Annotated in this window: 19 protein-coding genes; 15 read left to right on the top strand and 4 right to left on the bottom strand. The window is 44.3% G+C overall.

The features are described from left to right. Nucleotides 1-292: 292 nt before the first annotated feature. The 5 genes from E7L17_RS14360 (at nucleotide 293) to E7L17_RS14340 (ending at nucleotide 5,897) form a co-directional block, all read left to right on the top strand. Nucleotides 293-757: an Imm30 family immunity protein gene (locus E7L17_RS14360; RefSeq protein WP_316323818.1), complete on the top strand. Its 465-nt coding sequence runs from the start codon at nucleotides 293-295 to the stop codon at nucleotides 755-757. A gap of 76 nt (nucleotides 758-833) precedes the next feature. Then, a complete protein-coding gene (locus E7L17_RS14355) occupies nucleotides 834-2,462 on the top strand; it encodes a sensor histidine kinase (RefSeq protein WP_316323817.1) in 1,629 nt (542 codons plus the stop codon). After that, nucleotides 2,440-3,129 (top strand): response regulator, encoded by a 690-nt coding sequence (locus tag E7L17_RS14350; protein WP_316323816.1) that lies wholly within the window; start codon nucleotides 2,440-2,442, stop codon nucleotides 3,127-3,129. The genes E7L17_RS14355 and E7L17_RS14350 overlap by 23 nt, the downstream gene beginning before the upstream one ends. Before the next feature lie 253 nt (nucleotides 3,130-3,382). Next, complete coding sequence (locus E7L17_RS14345) at nucleotides 3,383-4,582, top strand: sodium/glutamate symporter (protein ID WP_316323815.1); 1,200 nt, start codon at nucleotides 3,383-3,385, stop codon at nucleotides 4,580-4,582. A gap of 307 nt (nucleotides 4,583-4,889) precedes the next feature. Next, nucleotides 4,890-5,897: a TAXI family TRAP transporter solute-binding subunit gene (locus E7L17_RS14340; RefSeq protein WP_316323814.1), complete on the top strand. Its 1,008-nt coding sequence runs from the start codon at nucleotides 4,890-4,892 to the stop codon at nucleotides 5,895-5,897. Nucleotides 5,898-6,035: 138 nt separating this feature from the next. Here the strand turns inward: E7L17_RS14340 and E7L17_RS14335 are convergent, their stop codons facing one another. Together E7L17_RS14335 and E7L17_RS14330 are read right to left on the bottom strand one after the other, a co-directional pair. Beyond that, complete coding sequence (locus tag E7L17_RS14335) at nucleotides 6,036-6,563, bottom strand: DUF1700 domain-containing protein (RefSeq protein ID WP_316323813.1); 528 nt, start codon at nucleotides 6,561-6,563, stop codon at nucleotides 6,036-6,038. After that, nucleotides 6,556-6,909, bottom strand: a complete 354-nt coding sequence (locus E7L17_RS14330) for a PadR family transcriptional regulator (RefSeq protein WP_316323812.1) — start codon at nucleotides 6,907-6,909, stop codon at nucleotides 6,556-6,558. Before E7L17_RS14330 ends, E7L17_RS14335 begins: the two co-directional genes overlap by 8 nt. Before the next feature lie 393 nt (nucleotides 6,910-7,302). On the opposite strand from E7L17_RS14330, the gene E7L17_RS14325 reads away from it, so the two are divergent. The 3 genes from E7L17_RS14325 (at nucleotide 7,303) to E7L17_RS14315 (ending at nucleotide 10,308) form a co-directional block, all read left to right on the top strand. Next, on the top strand, nucleotides 7,303-8,496 hold the full coding sequence (locus E7L17_RS14325; RefSeq protein WP_316323811.1) for a glycine betaine/L-proline ABC transporter ATP-binding protein: 1,194 nt from the start codon (nucleotides 7,303-7,305) through the stop codon (nucleotides 8,494-8,496). Continuing rightward, on the top strand, nucleotides 8,489-9,319 hold the full coding sequence (locus E7L17_RS14320; RefSeq protein ID WP_316323819.1) for a proline/glycine betaine ABC transporter permease: 831 nt from the start codon (nucleotides 8,489-8,491) through the stop codon (nucleotides 9,317-9,319). The genes E7L17_RS14325 and E7L17_RS14320 overlap by 8 nt, the downstream gene beginning before the upstream one ends. 113 nt (nucleotides 9,320-9,432) lie before the next feature. Beyond that, nucleotides 9,433-10,308 (top strand): glycine betaine ABC transporter substrate-binding protein, encoded by an 876-nt coding sequence (locus tag E7L17_RS14315; RefSeq protein ID WP_316323810.1) that lies wholly within the window; start codon nucleotides 9,433-9,435, stop codon nucleotides 10,306-10,308. A gap of 102 nt (nucleotides 10,309-10,410) precedes the next feature. Here E7L17_RS14315 and E7L17_RS14310 read toward each other — a convergent pair whose 3' ends face one another. Together E7L17_RS14310 and E7L17_RS14305 are read right to left on the bottom strand one after the other, a co-directional pair. Continuing rightward, the gene (locus E7L17_RS14310; RefSeq protein WP_316323809.1) at nucleotides 10,411-12,240 is read right to left on the bottom strand and encodes an Eco57I restriction-modification methylase domain-containing protein; all 1,830 of its coding nucleotides are present in this window, start codon (nucleotides 12,238-12,240) and stop codon (nucleotides 10,411-10,413) included. Nucleotides 12,241-12,360: 120 nt separating this feature from the next. After that, entirely contained in the window at nucleotides 12,361-12,840 is a 480-nt protein-coding gene (locus E7L17_RS14305) for an acyl-CoA thioesterase (protein WP_316323808.1), read from the bottom strand. A gap of 206 nt (nucleotides 12,841-13,046) precedes the next feature. Here E7L17_RS14305 and ispD point away from each other — a divergent pair, with 206 nt between their 5' ends. The 7 genes from ispD to E7L17_RS14270 all read left to right on the top strand — a co-directional run bounded on the left by ispD (nucleotide 13,047) and on the right by E7L17_RS14270 (nucleotide 19,596). After that, complete coding sequence (gene ispD, locus E7L17_RS14300; RefSeq protein ID WP_316323807.1) at nucleotides 13,047-13,769, top strand: 2-C-methyl-D-erythritol 4-phosphate cytidylyltransferase; 723 nt, start codon at nucleotides 13,047-13,049, stop codon at nucleotides 13,767-13,769. After that, nucleotides 13,766-14,233: a 2-C-methyl-D-erythritol 2,4-cyclodiphosphate synthase gene (gene ispF, locus E7L17_RS14295; RefSeq protein WP_316323806.1), complete on the top strand. Its 468-nt coding sequence runs from the start codon at nucleotides 13,766-13,768 to the stop codon at nucleotides 14,231-14,233. Before ispD ends, ispF begins: the two co-directional genes overlap by 4 nt. Nucleotides 14,234-14,293: 60 nt before the next feature. After that, nucleotides 14,294-14,530, top strand: a complete 237-nt coding sequence (locus E7L17_RS14290) for a DUF3343 domain-containing protein (RefSeq protein WP_085833751.1) — start codon at nucleotides 14,294-14,296, stop codon at nucleotides 14,528-14,530. Next, nucleotides 14,527-15,672 carry an aminotransferase class V-fold PLP-dependent enzyme gene (locus E7L17_RS14285; RefSeq protein ID WP_316323805.1) on the top strand — a complete coding sequence of 382 codons (1,146 nt, stop codon included), beginning with the start codon at nucleotides 14,527-14,529 and terminating at the stop codon, nucleotides 15,670-15,672. Before E7L17_RS14290 ends, E7L17_RS14285 begins: the two co-directional genes overlap by 4 nt. 98 nt (nucleotides 15,673-15,770) lie before the next feature. After that, nucleotides 15,771-16,661 (top strand): diadenylate cyclase CdaA, encoded by an 891-nt coding sequence (gene cdaA / locus E7L17_RS14280; RefSeq protein WP_316323804.1) that lies wholly within the window; start codon nucleotides 15,771-15,773, stop codon nucleotides 16,659-16,661. Next, nucleotides 16,651-17,916 carry a YbbR-like domain-containing protein gene (locus E7L17_RS14275; RefSeq protein ID WP_316323803.1) on the top strand — a complete coding sequence of 422 codons (1,266 nt, stop codon included), beginning with the start codon at nucleotides 16,651-16,653 and terminating at the stop codon, nucleotides 17,914-17,916. Before cdaA ends, E7L17_RS14275 begins: the two co-directional genes overlap by 11 nt. A gap of 201 nt (nucleotides 17,917-18,117) precedes the next feature. Beyond that, the gene (locus tag E7L17_RS14270) at nucleotides 18,118-19,596 is read left to right on the top strand and encodes a GH25 family lysozyme (protein ID WP_316323802.1); all 1,479 of its coding nucleotides are present in this window, start codon (nucleotides 18,118-18,120) and stop codon (nucleotides 19,594-19,596) included. Nucleotides 19,597-19,756 lie beyond the last annotated feature (160 nt).

Below are 19,756 nucleotides of genomic sequence, written 5' to 3'. Positions count from 1 at the left end.
CTGTTTACAAGTGGGAACAAATGGGTTATAATTGTGAAGCAATCCGCAGCGTAAGCTGTTGTTATGGAGGTCTTCTCTCCGTAGCAGGGGGTGGGTGCTTGTGACACCCATCCTCGCTTTGCACTTATAATGTGCCTTACTAATATATAATAACAGTATTTACCAAAAAAAGCAATCATAAAAGTAAATTATGGGAAAATATATCACATTCTAAATTGTTTCGTCGGATTTTTATAATCCGGCTTTTTTATATCCTGTTGTTTCTACAAACGAAGAGAAGGGGCAAACTAGTGTGAATCATCAAGAAACAATAAAGCGGTTATATGTTGCAAGGATGTTAAGCACAAGTTCGGATTATGAATTGTTTGATGATGCTTTCGAAAAATTAGAGGAACCGATAACCTCTGATGACGTTTACGAAATATGTAAAGTTTTTCATGACGGCACAAATGACGATGAGGTAATGTTTGGATTGGTTCATCTTATAGAACAGCTTGAGAGAGATGAGTACCTCAAATGTATTGCGAAGTGTACCCCCCATATGGAAGAAGCGCCGGAATGGGCAAAGCTTTTAAATAAACGAATCATCAATAGTCAGCAAGATTTTAATCGGTATATTGCTATCATAAATGATATGGATTACCATGGTAAAGATAAGATTTTAAGTTTATTAAAAGCAATTAAAGAGGATAATCCCCAAAGATTCGGAGAAAAAATTGACCTTATTTTTAACGCTGCGAAGGGAACAAATGGATGAGTGATTAAGTGAACTTTCGGGTTTGCTGCACTTTAAGATTTAAGGGATAGTAATTCGAAGAAGAAGGTGCCGGATCATGCTACATAAAAAGAAAAAAAGTGAGCTGGAACGGGTTTTGTACCGCGGCTTCATGCTTATTTCTACCTTAGTGATTTTACTGTCACTTGGTGGAACGCTGTACTTTGACATCGACCGACAGCAAAAAGAAATGGACACCATGATTAGCGGTATTGCCGCCTATATTTCAGAGGGGACCGATGTGGTAACCATGCTTGAAAGCGGGTATCCATCCCCTTATGTTAAGCAGTCGCTGGATGCACTGTATGGTACCATCCCCAACATCAGCGTAGCAGAGGTCTGCAATAAAGATGGCGTACGTTTTTATCGTACCGACCGCCAAAGCACGGGGGAATCCTATGTGGACGGAGAAGAAATCTCCATTTTGCAGGGCAGTAAGCCATATATCACCATGAGCTATGGAACCAAAGGCGCACAACGCCGCGCGTTCCATGCGGTTAGTAATTCGAAGGGTGAGATTATAGGCTTTGTGATGGTGTCTGTGTTTGTTGGCGTTATTACCGCTCGCGCGCAAAGCATCGCCTTGGTGCACCTCATGATTTTGGGCGTGATGTTGATTATCGGGTTTTTCTTGAGCCATGCCATCCTTCGTGTTCTTCGCAAAACATTGATGGGTTTTCAGCCGGAGGAGCTGCTGCGCCGCTATTTGCGGCAGGATGTAGTCCTCAGTGCGGTTGCAGAGGGTCTGGTGGCAACAGACACGGCGGGTACGGTATTGTTTGTGAATTCTGCGGCACGGAGTATGCTCGGTGAAGAAGAGGTATTGGAGGGCAGGTTGGTTTCTGAGCTGCTGCCAGACTCAAAGCAGGAGGCGGTTTTGCGCACCGGGCAACCGGAGGAGCGCCGCTCCTGGATTGTAGGCGGGCATTCGGTGCTGGTGAATGAGGTACCCATTCGAAAAGACAATAATACTCCCGCAGAAGGGGTACTCACGGTTTTATATGACCGAACCGAAATGCTGCATATGTCTGACGAGCTGTTCGGTGCACGCAGTATGATAGATGCGCTTCGTTCCTATAACCATGAGTTTTCGAACCGCCTGCATGTTATTTTAGGGTACCTTGAAACGGGTCAAAATGAAAAAGCAATCGGGTACATTATTAATAGTAACCTAATTACCGGGCAGGTAATCTGCCAAACGGCAGATCAAATTCGTGTATCGGAGCTATGCGCGCTTGTGGTAGGCAAAATGATGCACGCGGCAGAGCAGGGCATTCAGCTTAAATTAATGGGAGACAGCATCTGCATTGAACAGGATCTTCTCATCCCGGTGGACGATATGACTACCATCGTAGGTAATCTGCTAGAGAACGCAATTGAAGATTTTAATGAGAACAAAACAGAGCTTCGTGAGATTAAGTTTGGCCTGTATTGCCGGCCAGACTGCAATATATTAATTTGTGAAGATACCGGCCGTGGTATTTCAAACAAGGTGATGGAGCATATGTTTGAAAAAGGTTTTTCCACAAAAGGAGAGTACCGGGGTACGGGGCTGTACCTAGTTCACCGTATTGTGCGGCAGTACGGCGGACGAATCGATGTAGAAACGGAAGAGGGAGAAGGTACCGTTTTTACAATCACTTTCACCAGAGAGGAGCAAAAGGATGTATCAGGTAATTATAATTGAGGATGATTCTATGGTGGCGGACATCAATTGCCGGTATATTGAAAACACTCCCGGGTTCGCCGTTCGAGCAGTATTTCAAAATGGCGCGCAGGCGCTGGAATATTTAAAAACACACGATGTTCCACTCATTATTTTGGATTTTTACACTCCCGTGATGAACGGCATGGAGTTTGTGGATTGCCTGCACGGGATGGGCAAAGCACCCGATATTATTATGGTTACCTCTGCCAGCGACGCTCAAATTGTTTGCCAAATGGTATCGCGCGGGATTGTAGATTATTTGGTGAAGCCGTTTGAATACCATCGTTTTCGAGAAGCGCTCGATAAGTTTCGTCAATCCCGCGAGCGGTGGGATACAATTGACCGAGCACTCCGACAGGAGGATATAGATGAGCTGTTGTCTACCAGTGCCAGCAAAACGGCTCCTGCACAAATTTTAGCAAAAGGGCTAAATGAAAGCACCATGAATATGATACGCCACTTTTTAATGGAGAACCGTTCTACACTCTTTACCAGTGAAGAGATAGCAGAGCGGGTGCATCTCTCTCGTATCACGGTTCGACGTTATATGAGCTTTATGGTGGAAACAAACGAAATTACGAGCACAATCGACTATCAAACCGGTGGACGGCCCGCAATTAAGTATTCTTATAGTCAAACTAAATAAAATATCAGAATATGTTTATTGCGTTATACATAAGTCTTACAGTTACTTTAGCTACAAAAGAATTACCTTAGTTACTTAAATTGAAATCACTCTTTCTTCGATATATACTCTAGTTGTATTCAAGGTGGCCGGGGAAGCCCCCTAGAAAACGAGGAAAGGCTGGTGAGAAAACCAGATAGATAGGGTGTATGAATGGAACGGCGGTTCGATTCACATAATAGTAACTACATAACTACATAAGGGAGAGGATTTTGTGGTAGTATCTTTTGACGTAATGCAAAGCTGTGCACTTGCGGCCCTCGTTGTACTGCTTGGCCGTGGTCTTGTAAAGCGCGTTAAATTTTTTCAAACCTATTGTATTCCGGGCGTTATTGTATGCGGACTCATTGTTAGTATTTTACTGTCTGTTCTGAAGAATGGCGGAGTTTTAACAGTTAATTTCGATGTTAAGGTTCTTAAAGAATTCTTTATGGATATCTTCTTTACGGCTGTTGGTCTAACTGCTTCTGCCAAGCTGATTAAGAATGCCGGCGGAAAGCTTTTAATGGGCATTACCATTACAACAATTGGTTCCATTTTAGCTCAGAATTTACTGGGTATTCTTTTGACAAAGCCTTTGGGCTTGCACCCGCTGCTCGGCCTTGGTTTAGGCTCTCTGTCCCTCATGGGTGGTGTTGGTACCTCCGGTGCAATCGCTCCTATGTATGAAGCACTTGGTGCCGCTAACGCAACAGTAATTAGCGTTATGGGCGCAACCTTTGGTATGATCTTTGCCAGCCTGATTGGCGGCCCTGCATCTCGTTTCCTGATTAAGCGTTATAAGCTCACATCAAACAAAAATGAAGTGGATGCCAGCAAGCAAAGTGATAGTGATGTAACTCCTTTGAGTGCAAAGAGCTTTATGGGAAGCGTTTGCCTGGTTGTTATCTCTGCTGGCCTTGGTTCTTATATTGCAATTGCTGTGGGCAATCTCCCCGCAATTGAGTTCCCCTATTTCGTTGGTTGTATGCTCGGTGGTGTCATTATTCGTAATATTCTAGACCACACCAGCTACGAAGTAAACGAGGCAGAGGTTGATGTTCTCAACTCTGTTACACTCGACCTGTTTATCGCAATGACCATGATGACAATTGACGTTACAAAGCTGGCCGATGTTGCTGGTCCGTTTATCATCATCCTTGCTTGCCAAATCGTTCTCATGTTCCTGTGGGTATGGCTTGCAACCTTCATGCTTTGCGGTAGAGATTACAATGCTGCTGTTATGGCCGCTGCTCATGTTGGTATTGGTCTTGGTTCCGGCCCGAACGCGATGGCAAACATGCGCGCTGTTATCTCTGAATACGGCCCCGCAAACGTAGCTTGGGTTGTTTTCACTCCCTTCGCGTTAATCGTACTGGACATTGTTAACCCCATTTTCTGTACTGTAATTGCTCCTTGGGTAGCAACTCTGTAAAAAAGTCTCTTTCAACTACGTGTTCATTACTTATTTGTTTATAAGATAATCATTTTTTGTTCTACAATGTAATTTGGTATGCAAAAGGCAGGTTTCTTTGAAGCCTGTCTTTTGCATTTTTGCTGTACATTTTTCATATGCTTATCCATAATACAATTGGTAAACAAACTGGTTTCTTTTTTGTGCATAAATCAATTGGAAATACTTTGCAAGGCATGGTATAATACGAAACAGAAAGCTGCCTGCGGCAAAAAGGCAGCAAAGTTAGCGACGATGGGGCATTTAATACAGGAGAGGGGTGATGTCAATGACTACAGCACAATATTTGAGAAAATCTGCGGCGGTATTTTCTATTTTTGCATTGATGATTACCGGGTGTCAGTCGGCAGACAACAGTTCTTCCGCAAATACCCCACAAAAGGAACAGCCCATTCAGGTATTAACCATTGGCACAGCAGACAGCGGTGGTACCATGTACCCGGTTGGTCGTGCCATCTCTCAGGTAATTAATGAAAACATACCTCAAATGAAGATCAACATTGGTGCTTCAAATGGATCTCTTACCAATATCGAAGGGCTGCGGGGCGGGCAAATAGACCTTGGCTTAGTGAGTGGTGATGTAGCCTATTGCGCTTACTGGGGAGAAGAAGAGTTCTCTGGCAAGCCAATGAAAAACCTGCGTGCAATTGGTGCGGTGTATTTCAGTCAATCGAACTGGATTGCGAAAGATACTTCGAACGCGGTATTTGTGCACGATTTGCTTGGAAAACGTGTTGCTGTAGGGCCAGAAAGCTCTACGACAGAGCTTTCTGCTAGAATTGCACTTCAGGTAGTGGGTATTAATTCAAGTAATACAAAGCTAGTGAACTACGGCTTGGGTGCTGGTAGCAAAGCTATGCTAGAGGGAAAGCTAGATGCAATGCATGGGCTTGCTGGTATTCCGATTAAGGCGATGCAGGATCTTTTCAAAAGCGAGTCTTGCCACTTGCTGCGCTACACAGATGACGAGCTAAAGGCGATACTTGACGACAATGAGCAGTACCTTAAGACAATCATCCCGGCGGGCACTTACTCCGGGCAAAAGGAAGATGTACCAACCTTTGGCGTTAAGTGTGTGCTTTGTGTAAATGCTGATATGGATGAAGAAACGGTCTATAACATCACGAAGATTCTGCGTCAATCCGTAGAGGATTTGGATGAGCTTCATTATTCATTGGATAATATGAAGAATACAGATTTTGTAACAAAGGATCTTCCCGTTCCCCTGCACCCAGGTGCAGAGCGATTTTATAAAGAAGCTGGTTTAATCAAATAAACATAGCAAATTTTCGTTAGAGTTTTGATTCAACAATCGAAAAGACCTTACATTGCACGTTTTCAGTGCGGTGTAAGGTCTTTTTTGTGCAGGCAAAAGAGGCTCAACAAAGCCAGTTGCTCTCTATCTCATTCAATCTTAGCGCAATAGCTGCATTCGTTTTTTATATTCACTTACTACCCGTACAAAATAATTTCTTAGAACGCGGTAGCATAAAAATGCCAAGCCTGCCAAAAGCCCAGCGGTTACCAAGCTTACGGGTATGCTTAAAGCCTGCGGTACCTGCATATTAAACATAGTCATTTCAACATCCATGTTGCCAAAGGAGCGCATGATTCCGCCAATTACGGAAGCAACCGCACCAGTACCAAACAGCAATGCCATACCGCCAAACACAAAAACCATCAAAAAGCCGGCAGCACCTTTTGAAGCAATGAAAGGAATGGCTTTTAAAAGACGGTTGTTTTCCACATAATATTCTCCTGCTAAAGATTCCGCAAGGCCTTTCGGGTCCCCTAGTCTACGCAATACTTCAGATTCATCCTTACCAGCGGCAATGGTATCGTCTATATGCTGCTGGATTTCAGTTATGATGTCTTCCTTTTGTTCCGCTGGCAGCCCTCTCAAATTTTCCCTTAACGCATGGATATAAGCTTCTTTATTCACTTAAGCCACTCTCCTTTTGATTGTTGAGGTCGTTTATCTCTTTTGTGAAATCAACCCATGTTAACGACATTTTAGAAAGCAAATCAAGCCCTAATGCTGTTAATCGGTAATACTTTCGCGGGTGACCGCTGCTTTCCGATTCCTGCCAATAAGATTCTAATTTGTTTTCTTTTTGGAGTCTTCGCAGTAAAGGGTATAGCGTTCCTTCCGTTATGGAAAGGTAATTGTATTTCTCAAGAGTCGAAACGATTTCGTAACCATAGCAGGCTTTTTTATGAATGAGCGCTAAAATACAAAATTCCATGATGCCCCGCCGAAGCTGTGCAACCCACTCTGAATCATCCATTGTTTCACCTCCTAATACAATGTATCACATCTTACTGTGTAATACAAGGTATATTTGAAAAGATTTTCTACAAAAAATTAGGTAATAATATGAATGAAAAGCTAAGTCAAAATAGAGGCATGTAAAAAAATCCAATTTCTATAATTTCTGCAATTAATCTAAAAATAGATAGTTCTATTTGTTGTATGTTTATAAAAAAGCAGGGAATCATACCTTTTTTCTCTTATTTTTTCATTCAAAATTGGATACATTATATAGAAGTGAAATCGTTCTTCGGATTTTTTATTTGACAAGAATTTCATGCTCGAATATAATTGTACTAACAACTTAAACATTGGATATAGGTTGTTACTATGAGGATAGATAGAAAATGTGATTGGGGGATGAGCAGAAATGACAAAGGTTGAGATTAAAAACTTATATAAAGTTTTCGGTGCTACCCCGAAAAAAATGATCCCGCTTTTAAAAGCAGGAGAAAGTAAAGAGTCGGTACTTAAAAAACACAAGCACAGTATTGGTGTAAATAATGCTTCTTTCAAAGTAGAAGAAGGGGAAATATTCGTTGTAATGGGACTTTCCGGTAGTGGTAAGTCTACATTAATACGGTGCTTGAACCGTTTAATTGACCCCACCGCGGGTGAAATATTAATTGATGGGGAAAACATTGCAGACTGCAACGCCGAGCGGCTTCGTGAAATTCGTAGAAAAAAGATTGCGATGGTCTTTCAAAATTTTGCGCTGTTACCACACCGTACGGTAGCGGAAAATGTCGCTTTTGGGTTAGAGATTCAAAAAGAGGACGAGAGTATTCGACTGAAAAAAGCAGCAGAGATGCTTGCAGTTGTTGGCCTAAAAGGGTACGAGAATTCGTATCCGTCTCAGCTTTCCGGTGGAATGCAGCAGCGTGTTGGGTTAGCCCGTGCACTTGCCACATCACCAGATGTGTTGCTTATGGATGAAGCCTTTAGTGCGTTAGACCCGCTGATTCGAAAAGGCATGCAGAATGAACTGCTTAATTTGCAGCGCAGGATGAAAAAAACGATTATTTTTATCACGCATGATTTGGACGAAGCTCTAAAGCTGGGTGATCGCATTGCCATTATGAAGGATGGCGTAATCGTGCAGATTGGTACTCCGGAAGAGATTTTAAGCCACCCTGCGAACGACTATGTAAGCAAATTTGTTCAGGGAGTAAACCGATCAAAGGTACTTACCGCATCGTCTATTATGAGGGAGGCAGACACCGTAACCACTGTTACAGGCGGTGCACGCGTGGCACTTCACCAAATGCGGGAAGAAGAAATCTCTAGCGTGTATGTTACCGATAAGCAGGGCAACCTGCTTGGGCTTGTTACCATTGATGATGTAACTCGCCTCATTCGGGAGGGAAAAGAAGACCTTGCCAGCATACTAGAAAAGGATTTTTGCACCGTTGGGCCGGATGTGCTAATTGAAGATATTTCGCCCTTGTTCTTAAAAACAAAATACCCGGTAGCTGTTGTGGACAGTGAGAATGTGCTCTTAGGGCTTATCTTTAAAGTGTCTGTATTGGCTGGTATTGTAGGAGAGGTGAATGGTAATGATTAGACTACCCATTGGCGACTATGTTGAAAAAGGCATTGATTGGCTTACCATAAATTTAGCACCGTTTTTCACCGGAATTAAAAATGGCCTTTCCGGTATCATTGATGGTTTCGATTTTATCTTTAATGCAATTCCTTTCTTTGTTATCATTGCCGTTCTGGCGGTAATCGCATGGAGGCTTGCTGGCAGAGGAACCGGTATTTTTACCGTGGCAGGTTTATTGCTGATTGTATCGATGAACTTATGGCGCCAAACAATGGAAACGCTTGCCTTGGTGGTGACTGCAACCTTAATTGCTCTCATTCTGGGGTTACCACTTGGCATATGGATGTCACGCAGTGACAAAGCCAATAACGTGATACGACCCGTTTTGGATTTTATGCAGACCATGCCTGCGTTTGTTTACTTAATCCCTGCGGTTTACTTCTTTGATTTGGGAGAAGTACCGGGTGCGGTGGCAACCGTGATTTTTGCAATGCCGCCGGTTGTGCGTTTTACCAGCCTTGGTATTCGTCAGGTTCCAGCAGATGTGGTTGAAGCTTCGAAGGCGTTTGGCTCAACCTCTGGCCAGCTACTTTGGAAAGTGCAAATTCCCATGGCGATGCCAACCATTCTGGCGGGGCTGAACCAGACCATTCTGCTATCGTTATCGATGGTTGTTATTTCGGCCATGATAGGTGCGGGCGGCCTTGGTAACGTAGTGTTACAGGGTATTACACAAATGAAGATGGGTCAAGGCTTTGAAGGTGGGCTTGCGGTAGTCATTCTTGCAATGGTAATTGACCGTATTACCCAGAGTCTTGGGAAAAACAAAAAGAAGGCATAAGATTACATTGTAGATTGCCGCTTTTCATCATTTCTTTCCCTAAAACCGTGGGGAAACAGCAGTCTTTTGAATAGTGCCATAAATATAGTGACAAAGATCGAAGGAGGAAAACAATGAAAAAAGCAGTAGCAATTGGGATGAGTGTTGTAATGCTTCTTGGTGCAATGGCGGGGTGCGGCCCTTCGGGTGGTAGTTCTGGCGGAGCAGAAAAGAAGACAGTTAAGTTGGGATATGTGAATTGGTCGGAGGGAATTGCAATGACCAATTTGGCAGCCGCTGTAATGGAAGACCAGATGGGCTATAAAGTTACATTAACAATGGCAGACGTTGCCCCCGTATTTACATCTGTAGCCAGCGGGAATACCGACGCCTTTATGGATGTGTGGCTCCCAACGACCCATGAGGATTACATGAAAAAGTACGGCGATAAGCTGGAAGATTTGGGAGTCAGCTACGAAAATGCGATGATTGGCCTTGCGGTACCTAGCTATGTGTCGATAAACAGCATTGATGAGCTGAACGCAAATAAAGACCAGTTTGGCGGTGAAATCATTGGCATCGATTCCGGTGCAGGTATTATGAAAGCAACCGACAAAGCCATTGCAGATTATGGCTTAAATTATACACTTTTGCCCGGAAGCGGCCCCACAATGACAGCCGCTCTGAAAAAGGCAATAGACGCGAAAAAGCCGATTGTAGTAACTGGGTGGAAACCACACTGGATGTTCTCTCGCTGGGATTTAAAGGTTCTGGAAGACCCCAAGGGTGTTTATGGAGCTGCTGAAAACATTCACATTATAACACGGAAAGATTTATCAAAAGATATGCCGGAGGTTGTGGACTTCCTTAAGAATTTTAAATTAAGTGAAAAACAACTTGGCGATTTAATGGGGGCTATTGAAGAAAAGGGCGGTGAGCCTTTGGAAGTGGCAAGAGCTTGGGCAAAAGAGCATCCCGATTTAATTAAGAGTTGGGTTCCTGCAAAATAATACCTCAAAACAGAAATCATCCCCTGCTCGAAGCAAGGGATGATTCTTTTGTAAGCGTATATAGTGGCAGCCAGAAGAAGGGCAGGCATTTTAAAATATAATTTATGAAAGAATTAGATTGTATTTTTGATATAGAAATGAATCTATTTCTTCCTCTTTTGCAGCGGATAACAGAAAGTATATTTCACTTTCGCTGAGCTCCGGTATGGAAAAATGCTTCAAGTATTTCTTTTGGTAGCATTTATAATCCCCCCTTAGGGAATAGCTCACACGGGAGATATAGTATTCCATAATTCCGGAATTCAATATGGTTTGCAATACCGCTAAAGGGTATCGTCCTCCTTCTGTAATTGCATAGCCATTGCAAAAAAGGATTTCTCCATCCGCTTCCATTAAGAATTTCGGGCGTCGGCTGAACATGGGCAATAGCAGCTTTGGAACACGGCAATTTAGCCCCTGACTTCTACCGTAGGCATACCAAGCTACCGGGTTTGGTCTTCCTTTGTCCCGCGCGGCAAGTATTGGTCGGCAATCCAGTAGATACTGGTAACATAAAGGGAACCGAGCTGCAAGCTCTTCTTCATCTAGAATTCGATACGGTGTTTTTGGGTCTGCATCACTGCTATAAGGGAATAAAATGTGCTGTCTTTCTTTTGGAAGAGAGGCAGCATCCGTGATTTCAGAGATTTTATCAATGGGTCTTACAGCTCCCGGTTCAATAAAGTAGCGAGTTCTGCCGCGCTGTTTAAAATAATAACCTGCAGAGGTATCAAATCCATCCATAAAATAGATATGGTCCCGCAAGGTGGCAATCCCGATTCGGATTTGTTTTTGAATGGATTCACCCGCCTGCTCAATTTTTTGAATGTTCTCCTGTTCGGTTTGGGATAAGAACTTCCACCCGGCAGCGTTTAAGTGCGTTGCGTCCGTTTGGAATGGAATCGTGCTGTTTAAAATAGCTGAAATATTGGCACTTTTCTTTAGCTTTGCATAAGAGACGGTTTGATTCTTTTGCTTATTTAAAAACAAAAGAGAGCTATATGTATGAATCGGTTCAAAGACTAAGTTTTCGCCGAAATCAATCACCTTTGAAACCGCACGGCGTTCCCCCAATAGTTTTCGTAATTCTTGTGCGGAAGAAATGGAAAGGTAATTGTTGGGAATAATAAAGCCGACTGCCCCTCCTTCCGAAAGAAAATGCAGGCTTTGCTCAATAAAAGCATAGAACAGGTTAAATGTTCCACGGCGAGTGGTGTGAAAGCCTTTTTTCAGCCGTTCACTTTCTTGTTTGGAAATGGCGTGTGTATTGAGATAAGGCGGGTTTCCCACAATAGAATCAAAATCACTGCAACCGAAAAGCTGTGTCCAATCACAATCAAGTGAATCTGCAGTGGCAAGATGAAACTCGAGCCCTTCTGCGCTTTTATCCACCTGTAAAGAAAGCAAAGTAAGCAAAAGCTTGATACGCCGGGTTTGGTCAGCGCGAATATCAATTCCATACAAGTGATTCGAAATAATCTCACGCATCGGTTTGCCGCTGATACGGTGTAACTGTTCCGCGGCGGGCAGTAAAAAGGAGCCACTGCCACAAGCTGGGTCAATCAAACGGTAGTTTTTAGAGCATGGGGAGGGGATGGTTTGCGCTAGTATGTAGTTTGCAATATATTCCGGTGTGAAAACAACACCATTTTTCCCTCTTTCGTGAAGACTTACCATTTCTTCTAAAACGGATTTTATCAGGGTAAGTGTGAGTGGCTGTAATGTATGCAGTAATTCGCATAAGCTTGGCTCTGCATTTTGCACCAGCTCTTGCAGATTAGGGGTTATTGCAGCAAAGCCGTTTTGCTCCAAAAAAACCTGAACCAAACTAGCTTCTATTTGCTGGTGAGAATAGGTTTGAGAGATTCTGCGAAGCAATTCTTTCGCGTTCATTTGTTTCACCCCAAAATAAGAATAACAAAAGGAGAAAAAATGCCATGCTTCCTAGTAAAAAGAAATACCTTCCTTTTTACTAGTCAATCGGAAGGTATTTCATCAAGGTTTAAATTATGATTAATATTGTTCTACGCGGCGCTGGCGGCGCAGCTCGTTCCGGCGTTCACCGGCTTTCCAGTCTACCTGTTCTTCTTCGGTATCCAGCAGCAGGGGAGGAACTTGCGTTGGGTGGTCATTCTCATTGAGAGCTACCATAACAAAATAGGCACTGTTTACCAGCTTTCGGTTGCCGTCAAGGTGTTCTACGTAAGTATCTACCCGTATTTCCATCGAGGTTTTGCCAACATAAGTGACTCTGCCGTACAGAACAAGCGTATTGTTTAAATAAACTGGCTCTTTGAATTGCAGATTATCTATGGAGGCAGTGGTGGTATTGTGATTGGAATGTCTTCTGGCTACGACTCCTGCAACAATGTCAATCCATTCCATTAGCTGGCCGCCAAACAGTCGTCCTGCACCGTTAATATGACTGCTCAGTACAATTTGGATTTGCTCAACAGCGGAATCGGCCACGCGTTTTGGGCTTAGTTCTTTCACAAATCATCACTCCTTTTTTTGTCTGTTTTGACGATTTCATCTTACCGTATTTTTTTCCAAAAATCAATCCAAAAGTATTGTAAATATTTTTTGTTTTAAATATGAATGAACTCTGAATTCTGATGAAGTAACAGCATTGTAATTGCTATGGCGCAAAATCCATATTATAATAAAACAAAAGGGTGCCGTACAGGCGCCTTTGTTTTGTGAGAAAGCCGGTGAATAAAATGAGAGATGGCAACCGTTGCTGCGCGATTGTAGTTGCGGCCGGCAGTTCCAGCCGAATGAAATGCACCGATTCAAAAATATGGCTTCCACTTAGCGGTATTCCCGCCATTGTGCGTACGCTGATGGCCATGGAACAGGCAGAGACAATCGACGAAGTGGTAGTAGTTTGCCGGGAGTGCGATATTGAAGAGATGAATCAAATGATTGTGCAATATTTGTTTCGAAAACACTACAATATCGTTCCTGGGGCAAACTCCCGGCAGGGCTCCGTAGCTTGTGGTGTGGCTGCCGTACCGCCGGATTGCTCGTACATTGCCATTCATGATGGTGCCCGCCCTTTGGTTCGCCCAGAGTTGATTGACCGAGTAGTTCTTGACGCACATAGCTATGGGGCCTCCGCTCTTGCTATTTTGGCACGAGATACAATAAAGAAAGTGGATGAACAAGGCTTTGTGGTGGATACTCCGCCGCGTTCGCAGCTTTGGAACGTACAAACACCGCAGGTGTTTCGCCGTGAGTTGTACGAATCTGCAATGAAAGCGGTCTCAGGTGATTATACCGATGACTGCCAGCTTATTGAGCAATCCGGCGGTAGAGTTCACCTGTGTGAGGGCTCACCGGATAATATTAAGTTAACAACGCCCGAAGATATTTTGTTTGCACAGGCAGTTTTAATAAGCAGGGAGGGTGGTTATACATGAGGATTGGGCATGGTTACGATGTGCACCGTTTGGTGCCGGAGCGCCCCTTAATCATTGGAGGAGTAAAAGTTCCCTATGAGCTTGGTCTATTGGGGCATTCCGATGCAGATGTGTTATCTCACGCAGTGGCAGATGCTTTGCTTGGTGCCGCAGCATTGGGCGATTTGGGAGCATGGTTCCCGGATTCAGACCCCGAATGGGCGGGGGCAGATAGCCTCAAGCTGTTGCACCGGGTATGCGAATTAATCGCCCAAAAAGGCTACCAAATAGAAAACATAGATGCTACTGTGGTGGCGCAGGCTCCAAAGCTTCGCCCGTACATTTCTCAGATCAGGGAAAATATTGCACGTGCCTGCCAAATTTCATTGGATGCGGTTAGCGTGAAAGCCACAACGGAGGAGCATCTTGGCTTTACCGGAGCGGGACAGGGCATCGCTGCCCATGCAGTTTGTCTGCTAAAGTAGAAAAACAGGTTATCAACTCGTCTTCCCACCGCATATTCTGTTAATAAAAACAGAGAGGTGATGTTTGTGGGCAAGCCTGTTATTTTGCTTGGTTCCATCACTTATGCGATGAAAAGCCGGGACATTTTGTTCCGTTATGGAATTAAATCGTATGTAGAGAGAACACCGCGCACGCAAGACCGACTCGGGTGCGGTTATGGAATTTTTGTACCGGATAGAACCGATCAAGCGGAAGATATTTTAAGGAATTCAGGTGTTCGGGTTTTGGGAAGATCTGAGAGAGCTGGTGGGGTATGATTTACCTCGATAATGCAGCCACCACGTATCCAAAGCCTCCTCGTGTGATAACTACGATGGCAGACGCACAGAGGACGAAGGGCGCGAACCCGGGGCGCAGCGGGCATAAACTTTCTATGGCTGCTGCGGAGGAGCTTTATAACTGCCGGCAGCTTGCCGCGGATATGTTCTCTGCTCCCGGACCGGAATGTGTTGCATTTACTATGAACTGTACCATGGCTCTTAACATGGTTATAAAAGGTGTTTTAAAGCCGGGTGACCATGTGGTGACCTCTAATCTGGAACACAACGCGGTTATGCGGCCGCTTCAAGCTCTGGCAGACCAAAATATAACGTTTACGCAGGCACAGGTCGTACCTGGGGACAATAATGCAACCGTAGATCATTTTCGCCAGGCATTTCAACCCAACACGAAACTGATTGTTTGCACGCATGCCTCAAATGTTTGGGGAATTCGTTTGCCGGTTGAGCGTATTGCAGCGCTTGGCAGAGAATATGAGATTTGTACGGCGGTAGATTGTGCGCAAAGCGGCGGCGTGTTGCCCATAAACTTAAATGATAATGCGATTGATTACCTTTGCATGGCCGGCCACAAAGGGCTATATGGCCCAATGGGAACCGGAATGTTAATTGCTAAGAGTGGCTCACTGCCCAAAACGATTTTGGAGGGCGGAACCGGAACAACGTCGTTTTCATTCCTGCAGCCGGATCAAATGCCAGAGCAGGCGGAAAGCGGCACACCGAATCTACCGGGAATTGCAGGGCTTAGAGCCGGTATGGAATTTGTACGCATGAAAACAGAAAAAGTCATATTTACGCATGAGATGCGGCTAGTGCAGCAGTTATACGATGGTCTGGCTAAAATGAGCGATGTGCGGCTTTACACGCAGCGGCCGGAAGAAGCCTATTTCGCACCGGTTCTTTCCTTTAACCTGGAGGGAATGTCGAGTGAACAGGTAGCTGGAAAGCTAGATAACGCCGGAATAGCGGTACGTCCCGGTTTGCATTGTGCGCCTGCAGCACATCAATTTATGGGAACATTAGAACAGGGAACTGTGCGCGTATCACCCTCTGCTTTTAATAATAAGAATGAAATCGAACGGTTTCTCATGGTAATTCGCAAAATCAGAGCGGAATCCTAAATTAAATTGTTGCATATTGCTGTATATATGGTAAAATAAATAAAAAGAGGCAAGAGTTGCGGGTAATTTACTGCGAGTCTGCTACGGAGAGGAAAAACATGGAGCTTCTCATAAATGGTTGGGGCAATGTTATCGGCTTAGTGAAGTCGTTTCAGCTAACGGATGCTCTGGATGTCATTGCGGTATCCTTTATCATATATAGTGGGATCAAGCTGGTTCGGGAAACACGGGCCGAGCAGCTGGTCAAGGGCTTGATGATTCTGTTGCTGGTATGGGGCGTGTCTTATTACCTCAACCTGCACATGGTTGGCGCTCTGCTGAACTATTTCTTTCAGTTCAGTGTGTTTGCGTTGCTGGTTGTATTTCAGCCGGAATTACGCCGTGCTTTGGAGCAGCTTGGCCGGAGCGGCATTGGCAGCAGCGCCAAGGGCTGGTTATTTACCGGCGTAAAAGATGAATCAGACCTTCACCAGAAGCTCACTCGTGGAATTAATGCAACGGTTGAGGCTGCTGTTGTTCTGCAAAAGCAGAAAATGGGAGCCTTGATTGTGTTTGAACGCCAAACAAAACTAGGAGATATTGCGGATACAGGAACGGTGATTAATGCAGATGCTTCGGTACAGTTAATCGGCAATATTTTCTTTAATAAAGCACCTTTGCACGATGGTGCTATGATTATACGTGACGGCATGGTGTACGCGGCTGGCTGTATACTCCCTCTGACCAAAAGCGACAAGGTCAGCTTGGATTTGGGTACGCGCCACCGTGCCGCTATTGGCATTAGTGAAAACTCCGACGCAGTGGTTGTGGTAGTCTCAGAAGAAACGGGGCAAATCTCGATTGCGGTAAATGGAGTTTTAACCCGTAACTATACCAGAGAGACCTTAAGAAGTGAGTTGCAAACTTTAATTATTCCGGAGCAGGAATCCAGTGAAAAGCGGTCTCGCAAGATTCCTTCCATTAGGAGGGCAAAAAAAGATGAAGAATAAAAAGCTGGATACTTCCATTTTATTTTATAATGACCGCTTTGTAATGGTCTTCTCCGTTCTTACGGCAATTGTTCTGTGGTTTATTATGGCAACTGTGAACACCCAGGAACGACCTCGTATTATTTACGATGTGCCGGTCACTATTAAGCTTTCAGATGCCAGCCAGGAGCAAGGGCTGAAAGTATTTGATCAAACCGTTAAAACAGCAAAGGTATCCATTCGAGGCAACAGCATCGTTGTTAATCGGATTAAGCCCGAAAACATTCAGGTAGTAGCTTCTTTGGCGTCGTCCATTACTCAACCGAATAACTACACACTTCCGCTTACTGCCCAAAAGGTAGGTTCTCTGGCAGATTACGAGATCGTTTCGATTGAGCCAAGCTCCATCATTGCCAATGTGGATGTGTATAAGGAAGTAACCTTCCCGGTGCAAGATAATATTACCTTTAAAGCAGACCCCAATTATTTTGTTAGCCCACCTTCTTTCTCAGAGGATACAGTGGTTATCTCTGGCCCGGAAAGTGAAATTGCAAAGATAAAAAAAGTGTCTGCGGAATACGAAGTAAAAGAGACTCTCACAAAAAATAAAAGCTTTACTACCGATTTGGTGCTGTATAATGCCTATGGTGAAAAGCTTTCAACCGATAAGCTGACGATGAGCAATAAGTCTGTAGATGTAAATATTACTGTTTTAGCAAGAAAGGTGGTAAAGCTGTCACCCGCCTTCACCGGCAAGCCAGTGGGACTAGCCCTCGCCTCCGCTGTACAAAAAATTACTCCGGAGACCATTGAGGTTGCTGGGCCAGAGGATGTTCTTGCAAACCTGAATGAGCTAAGCCTGGAAGCGATTGATTTTTCAAAGCTTTCCATCAATAACCAAAATCTTCAGGTAGATATTACACTCCCACCAGGCTGCAAAAATTTAAGTAATGTGTATACAGCTACCGTTAACTTAAATTTTAATGGGTTTAAAAGTAAAAAGCTCAGTGTAACGGATTTTCAAGTGAAAAACTTGGCGGCAAGCAAATCGGCGCAGGTATTTACAAAAAGCTTGGAGATGACCTTGATTGGGCCAGCCAAACAAATTGATGCCGTTACGGCGGCCGATGTGTTTGCACAAATTGATTTAGCTGGGAAAGACAGCTTTACCGGTCACTCCGAGTTTCCCGTAACACTTGTAACGAAAAACAATGCGAGTATTTGGGCTTTTGGAGAGTATAAAGCAAACGTAAGTGTAACCGAAAAAGCCAGTTAATTCTGAGAAATCAGTTCATAATTTCAAGTTGGGGAAGCGTTCGCGCTTCCCCTTTTTGGTAATTTATGTATTTTGTAGAAATCACAGGTATGTAACTTGACATAATCTGGTAGGAGAAATATAATAAATGTAATTGCTGTGTTTTTCGCATCTTTTTTGATGAAAAATGCCAGTAAATATTATTTTGTGGGAGGAATTGGATTGAAAAAAAGATTGGGGTCATTCTTTTTGGTTTTCGCGATGTTGATGACGCTGATAATACCAGCGTATGCAGATACATACACAACCGATTTTATGATCAGCTCTACCTTTGCTCAGATGAAAAAGGGAGATACCATGCAGCTGCGGGTATATAACGGCACAACAGAAGTAACGCAGGCCACTTGGACTTCCAGCAACCCGTCTGTTGTGCAGGTTAGCAGCACAGGAACGGTAACTGCGCTTGCAGTAGGCCAGGCAACGGTTACAGCCACTTCGCCCACTGGGGCTACGGTGAGCTGTTCTGTGAACTGTCTGGTAAACGTTGGTATTCCGGGAATCGATGTTTCACAGCATCGCGGAGTGATTGACTGGCAGAAGGTAAAGGCAGCAGGGATTCAGTTTGCCATCATCCGTACCGGTTATGGCAATGAAAACTGGGCTAAGCAAACCGACACTCAGTTTGAGGCAAACTATAAAGGTGCAACTGCAAACGGAATCGCAGTAGGTGCGTACCATTACAGCTATGCCACAAACCCCACTATGGCAGCACAGGAGGCAGAGATGTGCCTGAATGCCATTAAAGGGCGCCCTATGCAATACCCAGTTGTTTTTGATGTTGAGGATAAAGTACATAACTCTCTCTCCGCGGATCAAATGGGCCAGATAGTCAATGCGTTTTGCAGCAAAATTCAGCAGGCCGGTTACAAAACGGCGGTTTATAGCTACGTAAACTTTTACAATGCCCGTCTTACTAACCCGCTGGTAACCCAGTATGATACGTGGATTGCTCATTGGGGAGTAAGCCAGCCTAACTTTAACCGCCCCTATACGATGTGGCAATACAGTGCGCAAAACGTGCCCGGCGTAAACGGCCTTTGCGACATGAACTATAGCTATGTCGATTATGCCGGTACAGCATCTCAGCAGCCGACAAAGCCGACTGATCCGAATGTATTTGCGAGCAGCGCTCTAAACACATATGCGTTTACAGAGCAAAGTCAAGATTACTTCTATCGAATCACTACGGCGGATGCTGCTGCACCCATCGCTACGTCTTCTGACCCCAATGTGGCAGAGGTTCGATTCTCACAGCAGTCTTCAGACGGCTACATTTTCCATGTAATCCAAAAGGGCGAGGGCCAGGCGACCATTACAACAACTTCTTCTGTAACAGGGGCATCTACGTCCTTTACCGTAACTGGTAATGCTTTACCCAAAATCGTGTATTTTACTGATTTAGGTACTAACTTTAGCTTGCAGAAGGGTCAAACCTATTCTCTCCGTGTAATGCCCACCGTTATTACCAGTAATGTGAAATTCTTGATTGGTAATCCGTCTGTTCTAACGGGTGGAACGGTTCAGTCTACCACAGGCGGCTGGAGCTATCCCATCACCGCAGTGAACAGTGGCAGTACCCCCATTTATGCGCAGGTTGGCAACCGTGCACCGGTTTTGGTTGCAACTGTAACTGTCTCTTAAAAAATAAATTTACAAAATAAAAACCGACCAGCTACAAGAGCCGGTCGGTTTTTATTTGTACTGTTCAAACAACCACCGGCTGTGCCGGTGGAGCGAAAAAAGCTTTAGCGTTGAAAAGGACAAAAAACTCCCTTTGTTGTAGAATAAGCATGCGGTCTGG

It is taken from the genome of Clostridium sp., from assembly GCF_032576335.1.
Taxonomy (GTDB): domain Bacteria; phylum Bacillota; class Clostridia; order Oscillospirales; family Acutalibacteraceae; genus Faecalispora.
This window is presented reverse-complemented; position numbering and strand designations above follow the sequence as displayed.